Origin of the sequence: Microbacterium sp. zg.B48 (genome assembly GCF_024623505.1) — a bacterium.
Taxonomy (GTDB): domain Bacteria; phylum Actinomycetota; class Actinomycetes; order Actinomycetales; family Microbacteriaceae; genus Microbacterium.
Genome location: NZ_JANJFE010000002.1, coordinates 142888 through 159698, shown reverse-complemented (window position 1 = coordinate 159698; position 16811 = coordinate 142888). Strand labels below are relative to the sequence as shown.

Annotated in this window: 16 protein-coding genes; all 16 read right to left on the bottom strand. The window is 70.0% G+C overall.

Annotation, left to right across the window (positions count from 1 at the left end):
- Positions 1–9 precede the first annotated feature (9 nt).
- Positions 10–1476 carry a glutamate synthase subunit beta gene (locus NQ152_RS00780; protein ID WP_257502607.1) on the bottom strand — a complete coding sequence of 489 codons (1467 nt, stop codon included), beginning with the start codon at positions 1474–1476 and terminating at the stop codon, positions 10–12.
- Complete coding sequence (gene gltB, locus NQ152_RS00775; RefSeq protein WP_257522804.1) at positions 1469–5989, bottom strand: glutamate synthase large subunit; 4521 nt, start codon at positions 5987–5989, stop codon at positions 1469–1471. The genes NQ152_RS00780 and gltB overlap by 8 nt, the downstream gene beginning before the upstream one ends.
- Before the next feature lie 163 nt (positions 5990–6152).
- A complete protein-coding gene (gene lgt / locus NQ152_RS00770) occupies positions 6153–7130 on the bottom strand; it encodes a prolipoprotein diacylglyceryl transferase (RefSeq protein ID WP_257522672.1) in 978 nt (325 codons plus the stop codon).
- 10 nt (positions 7131–7140) lie between these two features.
- The gene (gene trpA / locus NQ152_RS00765; protein WP_257522671.1) at positions 7141–7938 is read right to left on the bottom strand and encodes a tryptophan synthase subunit alpha; all 798 of its coding nucleotides are present in this window, start codon (positions 7936–7938) and stop codon (positions 7141–7143) included.
- Positions 7935–9206, bottom strand: a complete 1272-nt coding sequence (gene trpB, locus NQ152_RS00760; protein ID WP_257522670.1) for a tryptophan synthase subunit beta — start codon at positions 9204–9206, stop codon at positions 7935–7937. Before trpB ends, trpA begins: the two co-directional genes overlap by 4 nt.
- The gene (gene trpC / locus NQ152_RS00755; RefSeq protein ID WP_257522669.1) at positions 9203–9979 is read right to left on the bottom strand and encodes an indole-3-glycerol phosphate synthase TrpC; all 777 of its coding nucleotides are present in this window, start codon (positions 9977–9979) and stop codon (positions 9203–9205) included. The genes trpB and trpC overlap by 4 nt, the downstream gene beginning before the upstream one ends.
- A 2-nt stretch (positions 9980–9981) precedes the next feature.
- Positions 9982–10212 (bottom strand): DUF6704 family protein, encoded by a 231-nt coding sequence (locus NQ152_RS00750; protein ID WP_257502612.1) that lies wholly within the window; start codon positions 10210–10212, stop codon positions 9982–9984.
- A 35-nt stretch (positions 10213–10247) separates the two neighbouring features.
- Positions 10248–10865, bottom strand: a complete 618-nt coding sequence (locus NQ152_RS00745; RefSeq protein WP_257502613.1) for a Trp biosynthesis-associated membrane protein — start codon at positions 10863–10865, stop codon at positions 10248–10250.
- A complete protein-coding gene (gene hisI, locus NQ152_RS00740) occupies positions 10862–11221 on the bottom strand; it encodes a phosphoribosyl-AMP cyclohydrolase (RefSeq protein WP_257502615.1) in 360 nt (119 codons plus the stop codon). The genes NQ152_RS00745 and hisI overlap by 4 nt, the downstream gene beginning before the upstream one ends.
- Positions 11218–11982, bottom strand: a complete 765-nt coding sequence (hisF, locus tag NQ152_RS00735; RefSeq protein WP_257502616.1) for an imidazole glycerol phosphate synthase subunit HisF — start codon at positions 11980–11982, stop codon at positions 11218–11220. Before hisF ends, hisI begins: the two co-directional genes overlap by 4 nt.
- Before the next feature lie 2 nt (positions 11983–11984).
- Positions 11985–12827, bottom strand: a complete 843-nt coding sequence (hisG, locus tag NQ152_RS00730) for an ATP phosphoribosyltransferase (RefSeq protein ID WP_257502643.1) — start codon at positions 12825–12827, stop codon at positions 11985–11987.
- Between the two features lie 43 nt (positions 12828–12870).
- Positions 12871–13134 carry a phosphoribosyl-ATP diphosphatase gene (locus NQ152_RS00725; protein ID WP_257502617.1) on the bottom strand — a complete coding sequence of 88 codons (264 nt, stop codon included), beginning with the start codon at positions 13132–13134 and terminating at the stop codon, positions 12871–12873.
- Between the two features lie 44 nt (positions 13135–13178).
- The gene (locus NQ152_RS00720) at positions 13179–13745 is read right to left on the bottom strand and encodes a hypothetical protein (protein ID WP_257522668.1); all 567 of its coding nucleotides are present in this window, start codon (positions 13743–13745) and stop codon (positions 13179–13181) included.
- A 10-nt stretch (positions 13746–13755) separates the two neighbouring features.
- Positions 13756–14376, bottom strand: a complete 621-nt coding sequence (rpe, locus tag NQ152_RS00715) for a ribulose-phosphate 3-epimerase (protein WP_374113542.1) — start codon at positions 14374–14376, stop codon at positions 13756–13758.
- Positions 14377–14516: 140 nt separating this feature from the next.
- Positions 14517–15881, bottom strand: coding sequence for a transcription antitermination factor NusB (locus NQ152_RS00710; protein WP_257522666.1), 1365 nt, complete (start codon positions 15879–15881; stop codon positions 14517–14519).
- On the bottom strand, positions 15878–16807 hold the full coding sequence (fmt, locus tag NQ152_RS00705) for a methionyl-tRNA formyltransferase (RefSeq protein WP_257522665.1): 930 nt from the start codon (positions 16805–16807) through the stop codon (positions 15878–15880). Before fmt ends, NQ152_RS00710 begins: the two co-directional genes overlap by 4 nt.
- Positions 16808–16811 lie beyond the last annotated feature (4 nt).

The following is a 16811-nucleotide window of genomic DNA, read 5'->3' as shown; positions in this document are numbered from 1 at the left end:
GCGGCAAGCCTACGCGCGCTGCAGGCCGATCGCGACATCGGACGGGAGCACCGGTGCGGGCAGCGATGTCGCACCCATCAGGTACTCGTCCACCTTCGCCGCGGCGGCCCGCCCCTCGGCGATGGCCCAGACGATCAGCGACTGACCGCGGCCGGCGTCGCCCGCCACGAACACGCCCGGTGAGCTCGTCTGGTAGTCGTCTTCGCGATCGAGGCTGCCGCGCGATGTGAACCGCGCGCCGAGCTGCTCCTCGAGGAGGGTGCGCTCGGGGCCGGTGAAGCCCATGGCGATCAGCACCAGATCAGCAGGAATCTCGCGTTCGGTGCCGCTCCTGGGCACGCGGCGGCCATCCACGAACTCCGTCTCGGCGACACGCAGGGCGCGCACCTCTCCCCCGTTGTTGCCGAGGAACTCGACGGTCGATGCCAGATACGATCGCTCGCCGCCCTCCTCGTGTGCCGAGGACACCTCGAACAGCGTCGGGGACATCGGCCACGGCTGATGATCCGGGCGCACGCCGGGCGGCTGCTTGCCGATGGCGAGGTTGGTGACGCTCAGCGCACCCTGACGATGCGCGGTGCCGATGCAGTCCGCTCCGGTGTCGCCGCCGCCGATGACCACGACGTGCTTGCCTTCGGCGGTGATCTGGTTGGGGACCGCGTCGCCGGCGAGAGCCTTGTTCGATTCGGTCAGGTATTCCATCGCGAAATGAACGCCGGCCAGATCGCGACCCGGGATCGGCAGTTCGCGCGGCACCGTGGCGCCGGTCGCGACCACGACCGCGTCGTACCTGGCGCGCAGGTCGTTCCATGCGATGTCGGTGCCGATCGCGACGCCGGCGCGGAAGCGGGTGCCCTCATCCTGCATCTGACGGAGCCGGTGCTCGAGGTGCCGCTTCTCCATCTTGAAATCCGGGATGCCGTACCGCAGAAGTCCGCCGATCCGATCGTCACGCTCGTACACCGCCACCGTGTGCCCGGCGCGGGTGAGCTGCTGGGCGGCGGCGAGCCCGGCGGGGCCGGAGCCGACCACCGCGACGGTCTTGCCGGTCAGACGGCCGGGCGGTTCGGGCTCGACCCAGCCGTTCGCGAACGCCTCGTCGATGATCGACACTTCGATCTGCTTGATCGTGACGGCGGGCTGGTTGATGCCCAGGACGCAGGAGCTCTCGCATGGCGCGGGGCAGAGCCGGCCGGTGAACTCCGGGAAGTTGTTGGTGGCGTGCAGACGCTCGATAGCCGAACGCCCCTCACCCCGCCAGGTCAGGTCGTTCCACTCCGGAATGAGATTGCCCAGCGGGCATCCCTTGTGGCAGAACGGGATGCCGCAGTCCATGCAGCGCCCCGCCTGACGGCGCAGCACTGCAGAATCGCCCGGCTCGTAGACCTCTTTCCAGTCCATGATCCGCACCGGCACCGGTCGACGAGGAGGCAGTTCGCGCTCCGTCACCTTCAGAAAGCCTTTGGGGTCAGCCACCAGTCACCTCCAGGATGCGGGTCCAGACGACGTCGCCGTCGGGGTCGAGGCCTTCAGCCACGGCCTCCTGACGGGTCAGCAGAACCGCGGCGTAGTCGCGCGGCATGACGCGGACGAAATTGTCCAGTTCGGCGTCGAAGTTCGCCAGCAGGGATGCCGCGAGCGTCGAGTCCGTCTCGGCAAGGTGCTGCTGGAGCAGATCGCGGAGGATCTCGGCATCCCCGGAGCCCAGTTCCCCGAGTTCCAGCTCACCGGTGGCCAGCGCGTCGCGGTTGACCAGTGCCGGATCGAGGCGGTACACGTAGGCGCTGCCGCCGGACATCCCCGCACCCAGGTTGCGCCCGGTGGCGCCGAGGATCACGGCGAGCCCACCGGTCATGTACTCCAGGGCGTGGTCGCCGACGCCCTCCACCACGGCCGTGGCACCGGAGTTGCGGACGAAGAACCGCTCCCCCACGACGCCGCGCAGGAACATCGTGCCCTGCGTCGCGCCGTATCCGATGACGTTGCCCGCGATCACGTTCTTCGACGCGTCGAAGGTTGCGGCGCGCGGCGGACGGATCACGATCTGGCCGCCGGAGAGGCCCTTGCCGACATAGTCGTTCGAGTCGCCTTCCAGACGCAGGGTGATCCCGGCGGGCATGAACGCACCGAAGGACTGACCGGCCGAGCCGGTGAGGTTGACCACGATCGATCCGGACGGCATCCCGTTCTCCCCGTGCGCGAGGGTCACGTGATGGCCGAGCATCGTGCCGACCGCACGCTCGGTGTTGCGGATGGGCAGGTCGAACTCGATGGTGCCGCTGTGCGCGATGACGTCCCGGGCCGCCTCGATGAGCGGGACATCGAAGTGCGCCTCCAGCTCGTGCTGCTGCGGGCGGGTGTTGCGCCGCGCCTGGTCCGGACCGAACTCGGGTCCGGCCAGGATCGGCGCGAGGTCCAGCCCGCTGGCCTTCCAGTGCTCCACCGCGCCGTTGATGTCCAGCATCTCGTGGTGGCCGACCGCTTCTTCGAGCGAGCGGAAGCCGAGCTCCGCGAGGTACTCGCGGACCTCCTCGGCGATGAACTCCATGAAATTGACGACGAACTCGGGCTTGCCGGTGAACCGTTCGCGCAGGACCGGGTTCTGTGTGGCGACCCCGACGGGACAGGTGTCCAAGTGGCAGACGCGCATCATGACGCAGCCGGAGACCACCAGAGGCGCCGTGGCGAAGCCGAACTCCTCGGCGCCCAGCAGCGCGCCGATGATGACGTCCCGACCGGTCTTGAGCTGGCCGTCGACCTGGACCACCACACGGTCGCGCATGCCGTTGAGCATCAGGGTCTGCTGGGTCTCAGCCAGCCCGAGCTCCCACGGGGTGCCTGCGTGCTTCAGTGAGTTCAGCGGGCTCGCTCCGGTGCCGCCGTCGTGGCCGGAGACCAGGATGACGTCGGCCAGAGCCTTGGCGGTGCCGGCGGCGACCGCGCCGATGCCCGACTGGCTGACCAGCTTGACATGCACCCGGGCTGCGGGATTCGCGCGTTTGAGGTCGAAGATCAGCTGCTTGAGGTCTTCGATCGAGTAGATGTCGTGATGCGGCGGCGGCGAGATCAGTCCCACGCCGGCCGTCGCGTGCCGCGTACGCGCGACCCACGGATAGACCTTGGTCGGCGGCAGCTGACCGCCCTCGCCGGGCTTGGCGCCCTGGGCGAGCTTGATCTGGATGTCGTCCGCTTTGGTCAGGTAAAGGCTGGTCACACCGAAACGGCCGGAGGCGACCTGCTTGATCGCGCTGCGGCGCTCGGGATCCAGGAGCCGGTCGACGTCCTCGCCGCCCTCCCCGGTGTTGGACTTGCCGCCCAGGCGGTTCATCGCGATCGCCAGCGTTTCGTGGGCCTCGCGCGAGATGGAGCCGTAGCTCATGGCTCCCGTGGAGAACCGCTTCACGATGGCGGAGACCGGTTCGACCTCGTCGATCGGGATCGGGCTGCGCACTCCGGAGCGCAGTGCGAACATGCCGCGCAGGGTCTTCAATTCGGATGCCTGGTCGTCCACGAGCCTGGTGTACTCGCGGAAGATGTCGTAACGACGCGTGCGGGTCGCGTGCTGCAGGCGGAACACGGTGTCCGGGTTGAACAGATGCGGGGATCCGTCTCGCCGCCACTGGTATTCCCCGCCGGTCCAGAGCCGTTCGTGCGCGCGCACCGCGGCATCCTCGGGGTAGGCGTAGTCGTGACGGGCCTGGTTCTCGGCGGCGATGTGCTGAATGCCGATGCCGCCGAGCTTGGACTCCGTGCCGGTGAAGTACCGGTCCACGAACTCCTCACTCAGACCGACCGCCTCGAACGCCTGCGCTCCGGCGTAGGAGGACACGGTGGAGATGCCCATCTTCGACATGATCTTCAGGACGCCCTTGCCGAGCGCGTAGATGAGGTTCTTGACCGCCTTCTCCGGCGGGATGCCGGTGATGTAGCCGGTCCGCACCAGCGACTCCACCGTCTCCATCGCCAGATACGGGTTGACCGCGGACGCGCCGTATCCGATGAGCGTGGCGACGTGGTGCACCTCGCGCACGTCACCCGCTTCGACGATCAGGCCGACCTTCATGCGGTTCTGCCGGCGGATCAGGTGATGGTGGATCGCGGAGACCATCAGCAGCGAAGGGATGGGGACGAGATCCTTGTTCGAGTCGCGGTCGGACAGGATGAGGAACTCCGCACCGCGGTCGATCGCCTCGTCCACCTCGACGCACATCTCGTCGATGCGCTGGCGCATCTGGTCCGGGCCGGCGTCGAAGTGATAGAGGCCGCGGATCGTCGCGCTGGAACGCTCCGGCAGGGCGCGCTGGATGTGCTGGATCTTCGCGAGCTCGTCGTTGTCGATGACCGGGAAATCCAGGGTGACAGACCGAGCGTGCCCGGGACCCCAGGACAGCAGGTTGGACTCCGGGCCGAGGCCGAGTTTCAGGCTGGTGACCACCTCTTCGCGGATCGAGTCCAGCGGCGGGTTGGTCACCTGGGCGAACTGCTGCGTGAAGTAGTCGAACAGCAGGCGGGGGCGCTCGCTGAGGACGGCCACCGGCGTGTCGCTGCCCATCGCGCCGAGCGGCTCCGCGCCGGTCTGGCCCATCGGGGTCAGGAGGATGCGGACCTCCTCCTCGGTGTAGCCGAACGTGCGCTGACGCCGGGTGATCGAGGCGATCGGATGCACGATGTGCTCGCGCTCGGGCAGATCCGCCAGGCGCACCCGTCCCGCGTCGAGCCATTCCGCCCACGGCTCCTGGTCGGCCAGCTGCGCCTTGATCTCGTCCTCTTCGACGATCCGGCGCGAGGCGGTGTCGACCAGGAACATCCGGCCCGGACGCAGCCGTCCGCGGCGCTTGATCCGCTCCGGTGCGAAGTCGAGCACGCCCGTTTCGCTGCCGATCACGATCAGACCGTCGGTCGTCTCGGTCCACCGGCCCGGACGCAGTCCGTTGCGGTCCAGGGTCGCGCCGACGAGCGTGCCGTCGGTGAAGATGAGTGCGGCCGGCCCGTCCCACGGCTCCATCTGCATGGAGTGGTAGTCGTAGAAGGCGCGCAGCTTCGGATCGATGTCGGCCTGCTTCTCGTAGGCCTCCGGGACCATCATCATGATCGCGTGCGGAAGGCTCCGGCCGGTCAGCGTCAGAAGTTCGAGGACCTCGTCGAACGACGCGGAGTCGCTCGCCCCTTCGGTGCAGATCGGCAGCAGCGGATCGATCTCGCCCAGCAGTTCGGATTCCAGCTGCGACTGACGCGCGCGCATCCAGTTGCGGTTTCCGCGCACGGTGTTGATCTCGCCGTTGTGCGCGAGCATCCGCAGCGGCTGGGCCAGCGGCCACGACGGGAAGGTGTTGGTGGAGTAGCGCGAGTGCACCACGGCCAGCTCCGACGCGAATCGCTCGTCCTGCAGGTCGGGGTAGAACGGCTCCAGCTGCAGGGTGGTGACCATGCCCTTGTATCCGAGCGTCCGGGACGAGAGCGAGACGATGTAGGAGCCCAGCTCGTTGCCGGCGCGCTTGCGCAGACGGAAGACCCGCCTGTCCAGCGCGATCCCGGACAGTGCCGCCTGGTCACCGACAGCGGGACGCGACACGAACAGCTGCTCGAACACGGGCCGGGCCTCGAAAGCCAGTTTGCCGAGATGCTCATCGACGGTCGGCACGTCGCGCCACCCGAGCACGACGAGGTTCTCGGCCGCGGCGATGCGCTCGATCCCGGACTTCTCGGCCGCCCGCAGCTCCTCGTCGCGGGGCAGGAAGATCATGCCGGCGGCGTACTCCCCCACCGGCGGCAGCGCGAAGTCCACGACAGCACGCAGGAAAGCGTCGGGCATCTGGGTGAGGATGCCGGCGCCGTCTCCGGTGCCGGCATCGGAGCCGATGGCACCGCGGTGCTCGAGATTGCGCAGCGCGGTCAGGGCGAGGTCGATGATGTCGTGCCCCGCCTCGCCGCGCAGGGTCGCCACCATCGCCAGCCCGCAGGCGTCCTTCTCGAAGGCAGGGTTGTACATGCCCTGCTTCGGCGGAAGCGTGCCGAAAGCGTGCTCGGCGGTGCCGTGCCCGTGCCGTTCAAGACCGAGGCTCGAAGACATACCTACCGTCCTCACATCCATGTTCATGATGGGACGACGTCGGCCCTGAATTGCGGAAGCCGGTTCACCGTTCGGTGAACCGCTACTTCGAGGCGACTGTGCTTGTGGCGGTGCCCGTAACGAGTTCGTCGGCCGGTGGTTCGCTGACGTCGACGAAGTCGCCTTGCGATTGTACAGTGCCTGGCGGCGACCATTCGCGGCCGGGGACATAGGGCGAGGGCTCCAGCCCCGGGTGCCGCCGTTTCTGGATGAAGAAGAGGGCCAGACCGATCAGGACTCCGACGATGGCGGCCCAGACGTTGCTGCGCAGCCCCAGGATGATCTCGCTCGGATCCAGGCGGATCGACTCCCAGACGATGCGGCCAGCGCTGTACCAGATGAGGTAGAGGGCGAACAGCCGGCCCCACTGCAGGCGGAATCTGCGGCCGACCCAGAGCAGGAACAGCACGCCGAGCGAGTTCCAGATCACCTCGTAGAGGAACGTGGGGTGAAAGAGCGTGCCCGGTGTCAGACCCTCGGGGAACGCGGGGTTGTCGCTGTCGATCTCCAGGCCCCACGGCAGATCCGTGGGCAGGCCGAACAGCTCCTGGTTGAACCAGTTGCCGAAGCGGCCCATCGCCTGGGCCAGGAGCAGCCCTGGTGCCAGCGCGTCGGCGAACGTCCAGAACCGGATGCCGGTCCACCGGCAGCCCAGCCACGCGCCGATGGCGCCGCCGATGAGGGCGCCGTAGATCGCGATCCCGCCCTCCCAGATGCGGAAGACCGCCCAGAAGTCCGCGCCCTCTGCGAAGTAGTACCCGGGATGGGTGAGCACGTGGAAGATCCGCGCCCCGATGATCCCCAGCGGCACCGCGATGAGGCAGATGTCGATGACCACCCAGGGCTCGGCGCCGCGGCGGGTCAGGCGCCAGTTCGTGAGCAGCACCGCAGCGATGATGCCGGCGATGATGCACAGTGCGTAGACATGGATCCGCAGGGGTCCGATGTCGAAATAGCTGACCGTCGGGCTCGGGATGCTGGCGAGCACACCGTGGACCGCGCTCGTTGGGGCGAACAACATGCGTACGAGTCTAGGCGCGGCGCCGGGTACCGGCAGACAGCGCCCGAGCGGTCTCGGCCAGTGCCTCCAGCCCTCCGTCGCGCAGCGCGCGCACCAACGCGGTGCCGACGATGGCGCCATCGGCATATGCCAGCACGTCACTGACCTGGTCCGCCGTGGAGATGCCGATCCCCACGCACGCGCGCAGCGCATCCGCGTCGTGCGTGCGGAGCCTTTCGACCAGACGGCGGGCCGCGGCGTCCAGCTGCGCCCGTTCTCCGGTGATGCCCATCGTCGAGACCGTGTAGACGAAGCCGGTGGAGGCCTTCACGATCATGTCCAGACGCTCATCGGTGGAGGTCGGTGCGGCCAGGAAGACGCGGTCCAGGCCGGTGCGCTCACTGGCGGCGATCCAGTCTGCTGCGGCGTCGGGCGTGATGTCGGGGGTGATCAGTCCGGCACCGCCGGCGGCGAGCAGGTCGTCGGCGTAACGGTCGACGCCGTACTGCATGACCGGGTTCCAGTACGTCATCACCAGAACGGGGACCTCCACGCGTCGCGTGATCTCGCGCACCGCAGTGAATGTGTCCCGAAGGCGGAACCCTCCGGCCAGAGCGGCCTGGGTCGCCTCCTGGATCACCGTGCCGTCCATCACCGGGTCCGAGTACGGCGGACCCAGCTCGAGCACGTCGACGCCGTTCTCGGCGATGGTGACCGCCGCGTCGATGCTGGTCTGCAGGTCGGGGAAGCCCACGGGCAGGTAGCCGACGAACGCGCCGCGCCCGTCCGCGTGCGCTGCATCGATCGCGGCCGATACGCGTGAGCTCACAGCTCGGTCCCCTCGCCCTTGGCTGCGTCGGCGGGGGGCGGTGCCGCCACGGGCGGTCCCTCCAGCGCCGCGTTGGCGTCGTACAGCTCGAAGTAGCGGGCCGCGGTGTCCATGTCTTTGTCGCCACGACCGGACAGGCAGATCGCGGTCACGGCATCCGGGCCCATCTCCCGGCCGATGCGGATGGCTCCGGCCAGGGCGTGGGCGGATTCGATCGCGGGGATGATCCCCTCGGTCTCGGACAGCAGCCGCAGCGCCTGCATCGCTTCGTCGTCCGTCGCCGGGATGTACTCGGCGCGTCCGATGGAGGCCAGCCAGGCATGCTCGGGGCCCACACCGGGGTAGTCCAGGCCCGCGGAGATGGAGTGGGACTCGACCGTCTGACCGTCCTCGTCCTGCAGCACGAAAGTCTTCGCACCGTGCAGGATGCCGGGGCGACCGCGTTCGATCGAAGCCGCGTGCCGGGGCGTGTCCACACCGTCGCCGGCCGCCTCCACGCCGTACAGCGCGACGCCGTCGTCGTCCAGGAACGCATCGAACATGCCGATGGCGTTGGATCCGCCCCCGACGCAGGCGAAGACGGCATCGGGAAGACGGCCGATCTCATCCAGCAGCTGCGCGCGCGCCTCTTCGCCGATGATGCGCTGGAAGTCGCGCACCATCGCCGGGAACGGGTGCGGTCCGGCGGCCGTGCCGAAGATGTAGTTCGTCGTCTCCACGCTCGCCACCCAGTCGCGGTAGGCGTCGTTGATGGCGTCCTTGAGCGTGCGCGATCCCGTGGTGACCGGAATCACCTCGGCGCCGAGCAGGCGCATTCGGGCGACGTTCAGCGCCTGGCGCTGCGTGTCGACCTCGCCCATGTAGATGGTGCAGTCGAACCCGAACAGAGCGGCAGCCGTGGCCGTCGCCACGCCGTGCTGACCGGCGCCCGTCTCGGCGATGACCCGGGTCTTGCCGAGGCGCTTGGTCAGCAGCGCCTGGCCGAGCACGTTGTTGATCTTGTGCGAGCCGGTGTGGTTCAGATCCTCCCGCTTGAGGAAGATCCGTCCTCCGCCGGCGTGCGCGGCGAACCGGGGCACCTCGGTCAGAGCCGAGGGCCGTCCGGCGTACGAGTGCAGCAGGCCGAGCAACTCGGCCTGGAAGGCCGGGTCGGCCATCGCGTCCTCGTAGACGGCGGTCAGTTCGTCGATCGCGGCGACGAGCGACTCGGGCATGAAACGCCCGCCGAACTCGCCGAAGTAGGGTCCGGGTGCCTCACGCAGACTCATGATCCAGCCTCCAGGAAAGCAGTCAGGGTGGCGACGGGATCCCCCGTCACCAGGGCTTCGCCGATGAGCACCACGTCGGCGCCGGCGGTTCGGTAATGTGCGACGTCGGCCGGAGCGAGCACCGCCGACTCGGCGATCTTGATCGCGTCCGCGGGAATGCCTTCGGCCAGTCGGCCGAACAGGTCGCGGTCCAGGGCGAACGTCGAAAGGTCGCGTGCGTTCACGCCGATCAGGCGGGCACCGACGTCGGCAGCACGGGCGACCTCGTCGGCGGAGTGCGTCTCCACCAGCGCAGTCATGCCGAGCTGGATCGTGAGCGCGTGCAGCCGCTCGAGCAGGTCCTGCTCGAGGCTCGCGACGATCAGCAGCACGAGATCCGCTCCGGACGCGCGCGCTTCGAGCACCTGATACTCCGTCGCGATGAAGTCCTTGCGCAGGACCGGCAGCTCGACGGCCGCGTGCACTGCTTCCAGGTCGGCGAGGCTGCCCTTGAACCGGCGGCCCTCGGTGAGCACGGAGATCGCGGATGCGCCGCCCTGCTCGTACCGGCGGGCCTGCAGTGCGGGGTCCGGAATCGCCGCCAGGTCACCGCGCGACGGGCTGGCCCGCTTGACCTCGGCGATGATCTTCACCCGGGGTGCGGGTGCCAGGAAAGCGAGCGCGTCCCGCGCGGCGGGTTGCGCGAGCGCCGCCTGTTCGACGCCGGCGAGGGGCCGCACGGAGGCACGGGCCTCGGCATCCTGAACCGCGCCGGCCGTGAGGTCGGCGAGCATGTTCAATGCTCTTTCGGGGTGTACTTCGAGCCGTTGACTCCGTAGCCCGCCTTGGAAAGACCCCAGCCGACCAGCGCGCCGACCACGAGAAGAGCAGCGGACGCCCACACCAGCCACGCCACGTCGAACCAGTAGGCGACCGTGCCGAGCGTGACCGCCGCAAGCATGATGATGACGGCGGTCCATGCGGCAGGCGAGTGTCCGTGACCAGGGTCGCCGATGGGGTTGCTCATTGAATTTCCTCCGGGATAGCGCGGGTGCGGCAAGTCTAGCGGGGTCCGACCGTCGGCCCCGCGGTCGGGTCGGCGCCGCGGGAGATGTCATCCCACGAGTCGACGGCGTCGAACGGGCGGGATGCCGGGTCGGCGGCGGCCGAGGACCCCGCATCGGCGTCGTACTTGTGCCCGCTCCTGCCCCAGAAGCGGGCGGAAACGAGTGTGAACAGCCCCGCCGCGAGCAGCACGATGCTGCCTGCCAGGGTCACGGCGGGCCAGGGTGTGGCGGTCACCGAGGACACCAGCTCGGCGACGGCATCTTCGCCGGTGATCCCGGTGGCGGTGGTGACGGTGGAGGCGACCGCGGCGATCGGATTGTGGATCGCGATCTGTGCGCTCAGCCAGCCCAGCAGCGCGGCGATGGCCACGGTCAGGGCGCCGAAGACGTACCGCAGCACCACGCCCACGATCGACAGCGCTGCGCCCAGGGCGAGCACCGCCAGGCTCAGCGGGGTGAGCACGGGGACCGCCGCGGCGCCGGCGACGGCGAGCGTGTGCTGGGCTCCGTCGTCCAGCGTCGCGACCAGCCAGGTCTGCGTGGAGGAGATGACGCCCATCGCGCCGACGGCCAGCGTGGTCAGAACGGCGAGGAGGCGGGCGCGCCGGATCATCTGGGCGGGCCGGGTACGGCGTGCAGGTCGTCGGCGTCGAAGCAGGTGCGCGTGCCGGTGTGGCAGGCCGGGCCGACCTGGTCGACCTCCACCAGGATGGCGTCGCCGTCGCAGTCCAGGCGCGCGCTGCGCACGAGCTGGATGTTGCCGGAGGTGTCCCCCTTGCGCCAGTACTCGCGGCGGGAGCGGGACCAGAAGGTCACGCGCCCCGTCGTGAGCGTGCGGCGCAGCGCCTCGGCGTCCATCCACCCCAGCATCAGGACCTCTCGCGTGTCCCACTGCTGGATGATCGCGGCCACCAGCCCTTCGGGGGTGAAGGCGACCCGCGCGATGCGTTCGTCCACGGTGTCGGTCACGCACGCACCTCGATCCCTTCGGCGGCCATGGCCGCTTTCACGTCGCCGACGGTCAGCTGACCGGAGTGGAAGACGCTGGCTGCCAGGACGGCGTCGGCACCTGCCGCGATGGCCGGTGCGAAGTCCTCGGCACGGCCCGCTCCGCCGGACGCGATCACGGGAACGCTGGCGGCCTCGCGCATGAGCGAGACCAGTTCCAGATCGAACCCGGCTTTGGTGCCGTCCGCGTCGATCGAGTTGACCAGCAGCTCACCCGCGCCGCGCTCGATGGCCTCTCGCGCCCAGTCGAGTGCGTCCAGCGTGGTCAGGGTGCGACCGCCGTGCGTGGTGACCACGAACCCGGAGTGGGTACCGGGCGCCCGCTTCACATCGAGCGAGAGGACGAGCACCTGCGCGCCGAAGCGGTCCGCGATCTCCGAGACCAGCTCGGGCCGGGCGATCGCTGCGGAGTTGACGCCCACCTTGTCGGCGCCGACGCCCAGCAGCCGTGCCACGTCCTCGGCCGAGCGGACCCCGCCCCCGACGGTGAGCGGAATGAAGACCTCTTCGGCGGTGCGTCTGACCACGTCGTATGTCGTGGCGCGCTCATCGACGGTGGCGGTGACATCCAGGAAGGTCAGCTCGTCGGCGCCCTGCGCGAAGTACTCGCGCGCCAGCTGCACCGGATCGCCCATGTCGCGCAGGTTCTCGAAGTTCACGCCCTTCACGACGCGTCCCGCCGCCACGTCCAGGCACGGGATGACTCGGCAGACCACGGCCATCGCTACAGCCTCGCGTTGTGGATGGCCGTGACCAGGATGGCCCGCGCGCCGATGGCGTACAGCGCGTCCATGACCTGGTTCACGTCCTTGCGCGCGCTCATCACGCGCACCGCCACCCACTCCGGGTCGCGCAGCGGAGAGATCGTCGGCGATTCGATGCCGGGTGCGATCGCCACAGCGGCATCGATCAGGTGCACCGGCAGGTCGTAGTCGATCAGCACGAAGCGGCGCGCCACCATCACGCCGCGCAGTCTGCGCAGCAGGGTGTCGGTGCCGCGGACCTCCTCGGGTCCCCCGATCAGCACGGCTTCGGACTCCAGGATCACCGGACCGAAGATCTCCAGGCCTGCCTGACGCAGCGTGGTGCCGGTCGAGACGACATCGGCGACGGCATCCGCGACACCCAGGCGCACCGCCGATTCCACTGCACCGTCCAGCGGAACCAGATCGACCGCGACGCCGCGCTCGTCCAGGAAGCCGTCCACCAGTCCCGGGTACGCGGTCGCGACACGGACGCCCTCGAGGTCCTCCACGGAGGTGAACGCGCCGGGCGGGGAGGCGAAGCGGAACGTCGATTCCCCGAAGCCGAGCGCCTCGATCTCGCGCGCGCCGGGCATGCGGGCATCCATCAGCAGATCGCGTCCGGTGATCCCCACATCCAGCGCGCGGGAGCCGACGTAGGTGGCGATGTCCTTGGGGCGCAGGTAGAAGAACTCGACCTCGTTGGCGGGGTCGATCACGTGGAGGTCTTTGGGGTCCCGGCGGCCGATGTACCCGGCCTCCTGGAGCATCTCGGCGGCGGTGTCGGCGAGCGACCCCTTGTTCGGCACGGCGATTCGCAGCATGGCGGAGGAGCTTTCGGATTCGGGGCGGTCGGCGGGGTGCGGCTCAGAGATGTCGGTAGACATCTTCGAGGCTGAGGCCCTTGGCGAGCATCAGCACCTGCAGGTGGTACAGCAGCTGCGAGATCTCCTCGGCCGCGGCATCCGTCGACTCGTATTCGGCTGCCATCCAGACCTCGGCCGCCTCTTCGACGATCTTCTTGCCGATCGCGTGCACGCCCGCGTCAAGCTGCGCGACCGTTCCCGATCCTTCGGGTCGGGCGGCTGCCTTGGCAGTCAGCTCAGCGAACAGCGTGTCGAACGTCTTCACATTGCCAGGGTACCGAACCGGGGCGGCCCCCGACGCCGATGGGGTCAGTGCGCGAGGATGCTCAGCCCGATCACCAGCGCCCCGAGCACCGTGGTGGACGCGATGCCGGCCAGTCGCCAGCCCCACGAGCTGCCGTTGCGGGCCGCGTTCGCGTAGCCGATGAGCGCGAGCATCACCAGGCCGCTGCCGAGCGCGAGGAAGTACGCGGTGTACTCCTCGACCAGCCCGAGCGCCCCCAGCGACAGCAGCAGCGCGGGGACCAGCATGGCCACGAGCATGCCGGAGCTGTGCCGGATGCCGTGGCTCAGAGCCGCGCGCAGGGGCATCGGGGGGGCGGCGGCCCGGCTGGCCACCACGGAGGCGTAGATGTGCGCGAGCCAGAACACCAGGACGGTGCCGACCACGAACACCAGCACCTCCAGATCGGTGTCGTCATCCCAGCCCACCGCGATCAGCGCGGTCACCAGGACGATGCCGTAGACCCCGTGCTCCCCGCTGTACGCACTGAGCACGTGCCGCGCCGGCCGGGCTGCCGCTGCCCGCAGGCCGCGGGCCGCGGGCCGCGCGGGCGCAGCGGGCGGCTCGTCCGGAGGTGGTGCGACCGACTCCATGGCTGTCCTTTCAGTGCGTGTGCCGGTGGCGGCCCGCCGAGGCGCGCAGGGAGGAGATCGCGGCGCCCGGATCGGCCGCCCCGAAGACGGCGGAGCCTGCGACGAACGTGTCCGCGCCCGCTTCGGCCGCCTGGGCGATGGTGGACTCGCCGATGCCGCCGTCCACCTGCAGCCACACCGAAGATCCGCGGCGGCGGGCCTCGTCGGAGAGCAGGCGCAGCTTCGGCATCGTCTCCGGCATGAAGGATTGCCCGCCGAAGCCCGGTTCGACGGTCATCACCAGGATCTGGTCGAACTCGTCCAGCACGTCGAACAGCCCCTCGATCGGCGTGGCCGGCTTGACCGCGATCCCGGCGCGGGACCCGATGGCACGCAGCCGCCGCGCCAGCGCGACCGGATCGGTCGCTGCCTCCAGGTGGAAGGTGACCGAGGCGGCACCGAGCTGCGCGTACTCCGGCGCCCACCGCTCCGGCTGGTCGATCATCAGATGCACGTCCAGCGGCACCGGGCTGGTGTCCTGGATGCGCGAGACCATCTGCGGACCGAAGGTCAGGTTCGGCACGAAATGGTTGTCCATGACGTCGACGTGGACGAAGTCGGCACCCTCGATCCGCGCCAGTTCGGCCTGCATGTTCACGAAGTCGGCGGCGAGGATGCTGGGGTTGATGCGCACGGCGCTGGTGGTCCCGGTACGACTGCCGGCTCGGTCATGGTCAAGGCTGTGCACGCGTCCATTATGGTCGAGGGCCGCGCGGGCCCACGTCCTCGGTCTCAGGACCGGCGCAGCAGCGTGATGGACATCGCATCGGTGTTGTGGCGGTGCGGCCACAACTGGGCCCGGCCGGAGCCGTCCTTCTGCGCCGGCAGGTCAGGTTCGGCATCGGAGATGCCGCGCAGCACCGCACGCGCGTCGAGCTCCTCGATGGAGTCCCCGAAAGCGCGTCTGGCCTCGCTGACCACGCCCGCCGTCTCGCCCAGGTGCGGGGAGCAGGTGACGTAGGCCACCACGCCCCCGGGGCGCAGCCCGCCGATCGCAGCGGCGAGCAGCTCGCCCTGCAGCTGGGTCAGTTCCGCGACGTCGGCCGGGGACTTGCGCCAGCGCGCCTCCGGTCGTCGGCGCAGCGCACCGAGCCCGGTGCACGGTGCGTCGACCAGGATCCGGTCATACCCGCCGGAGCCCGGTCGGGTCCGTCCGTCCTCCTCCGAGACCGGCACCTCCAACGGGATGCCGGCGATCGCATGCCGGACCAGGCCGGCGCGGACCGGTGAGACCTCGTTGGCCTCCAGGCGCGCGCCGACTTGCAGCGCCTCCGCGGCCAGCACCGCTGTCTTGCCGCCGGGGCCGGCACACAGGTCCAGCCACACCTCGCCGGGCCGCGCGGGGACGGCACGGGTCAGCGCGAGCGCCGCGAGCTGGGAGCCTTCGTCCTGCACGCGCACCCGACCCGCGGACTCCCGGACCAGTCGCTCGGGGTCGCCGCCGCCGAGGCGGAATCCGAACGGCGAGTACGGCGTGTGCCGCGCGTCCTCGGGCACCGCGGCCAGGCCGGGCAGCGCCGCCATGGTGACGCGCGGCGCCGCGTTGTCCGCCGTGAGGAGCGCTTCCAGTTCGTCGGCGCGCCCCTCGGCGGCCAGCGCTCGCCGGAACGCCCGGACGATCCACACCGGGTGCGAGTGGACCAGCCCGAGACGTTCGTCGTCCGAGCGTGCGCTCGCAGCGACGCGCGACATCCACTCCCCCGGAGTGTCCCTGGACACCCGGCGCAGCACCGCGTTCGCGAAGCCGGACGCGCCGCGGCTGCCCGCGCTGCGTGCGAGATCGACCGATTCGTTCACGGCGGCGTGCGAGGCCACCCGCGTCGAGAGCAGCTGGTGCACGCCCAGCCGGAGAGCGTCCAGCACGGCCGGGTCGATCTCCTGGATGCCGCGGTCCGCCGCGATCTGGATGACGGCATCGTAGGTGCCCTGCCGACGCAGGGTGCCGTAGGTCAGCTCGGTGGCCAGCGCGGCGTCCGCGGTGCTCAGCCCGGCCCGCGCGATGGCCTTGGGCAGCAGGAGGTTGGCGTAGGCGTCGGATTCGTTCACCGCGCGGATCGTCTCGAATGCGACCCGCCGGGAGGTGTCGGCGGAGCTCACGAGCCGGCCCGGGGCGGGGTGCCCGCGTCGCGGCGCCCGCGCCACCAGTCTGCAGCGTTCATGGGAGCCTTTCCGGCGGGTTGGATCCGATCCAGCATGACCGGGTCGGTGGCGGTGCCGATCAGGACGGCGCCGTCCTGCGCGGCCACCGCCCCCGGCTCGAGATGCGGGGCGTTCTCGGCTGCCTCGCGTGCGGCGAGGATCTTCACCCGTGCACCGTCGAAGGTCGTGTGCGCTCCGGGTTCGGGCGTCACCCCGCGCAGTCGCGCGAGCACCGCGTCCCGGGGCTCCTGCCACCGCAGCCGGCCGTCCTCATCGCCGAGCTTCGGGGCGAGCGTCGTTTCGCCGGTCTGCGGGGTGGCGTGCGCGGTGCCCGCGGCGATCGCGTCGACCACCTCGTGCAGGAGCGTCGCGCCGTCGACCGAGAGCGCGCTCAGTACGTCTCCGGCAGTGGCGCCGTCCGGAACGACGTACTCGCGCGCGGCGTAGATGTCTCCGGCATCGAGCGCGGGAACGAGCTGGAACACCGCCGCACCGGTGACCCGGTCGCCGGCGATCAGCGCGTGCTGCACCGGAGCGGCACCCCGCCAGCGCGGAAGCAGCGAGAAGTGCAGGTTGATCCACCCCTGCCGCGGCGCGGACAGCAGAGGTTCGCGGACCAGGCCGCCGTACGCGACGATCACGCCGAGGTCCGGTTCCAGCGCCGCGATCCGAGCGGTCGCCTCGGCGTCCAGGCGATCCGTGCGGATCGTCGGGATCCCGAGGTCCTCGGCCGCTGCCGCCACCGGCGAGGGGGTGATCACCCGCTTGCGGCCGACGGGTGCATCACGGCGCGTGACCACCGCGACGATCTCGTGCCCGGACGAAGCGAGCGCGCGCAGCGAGGGGACGGCGGCATGGGGCGTGCCGGCGAAGACGAGGCGCATGACG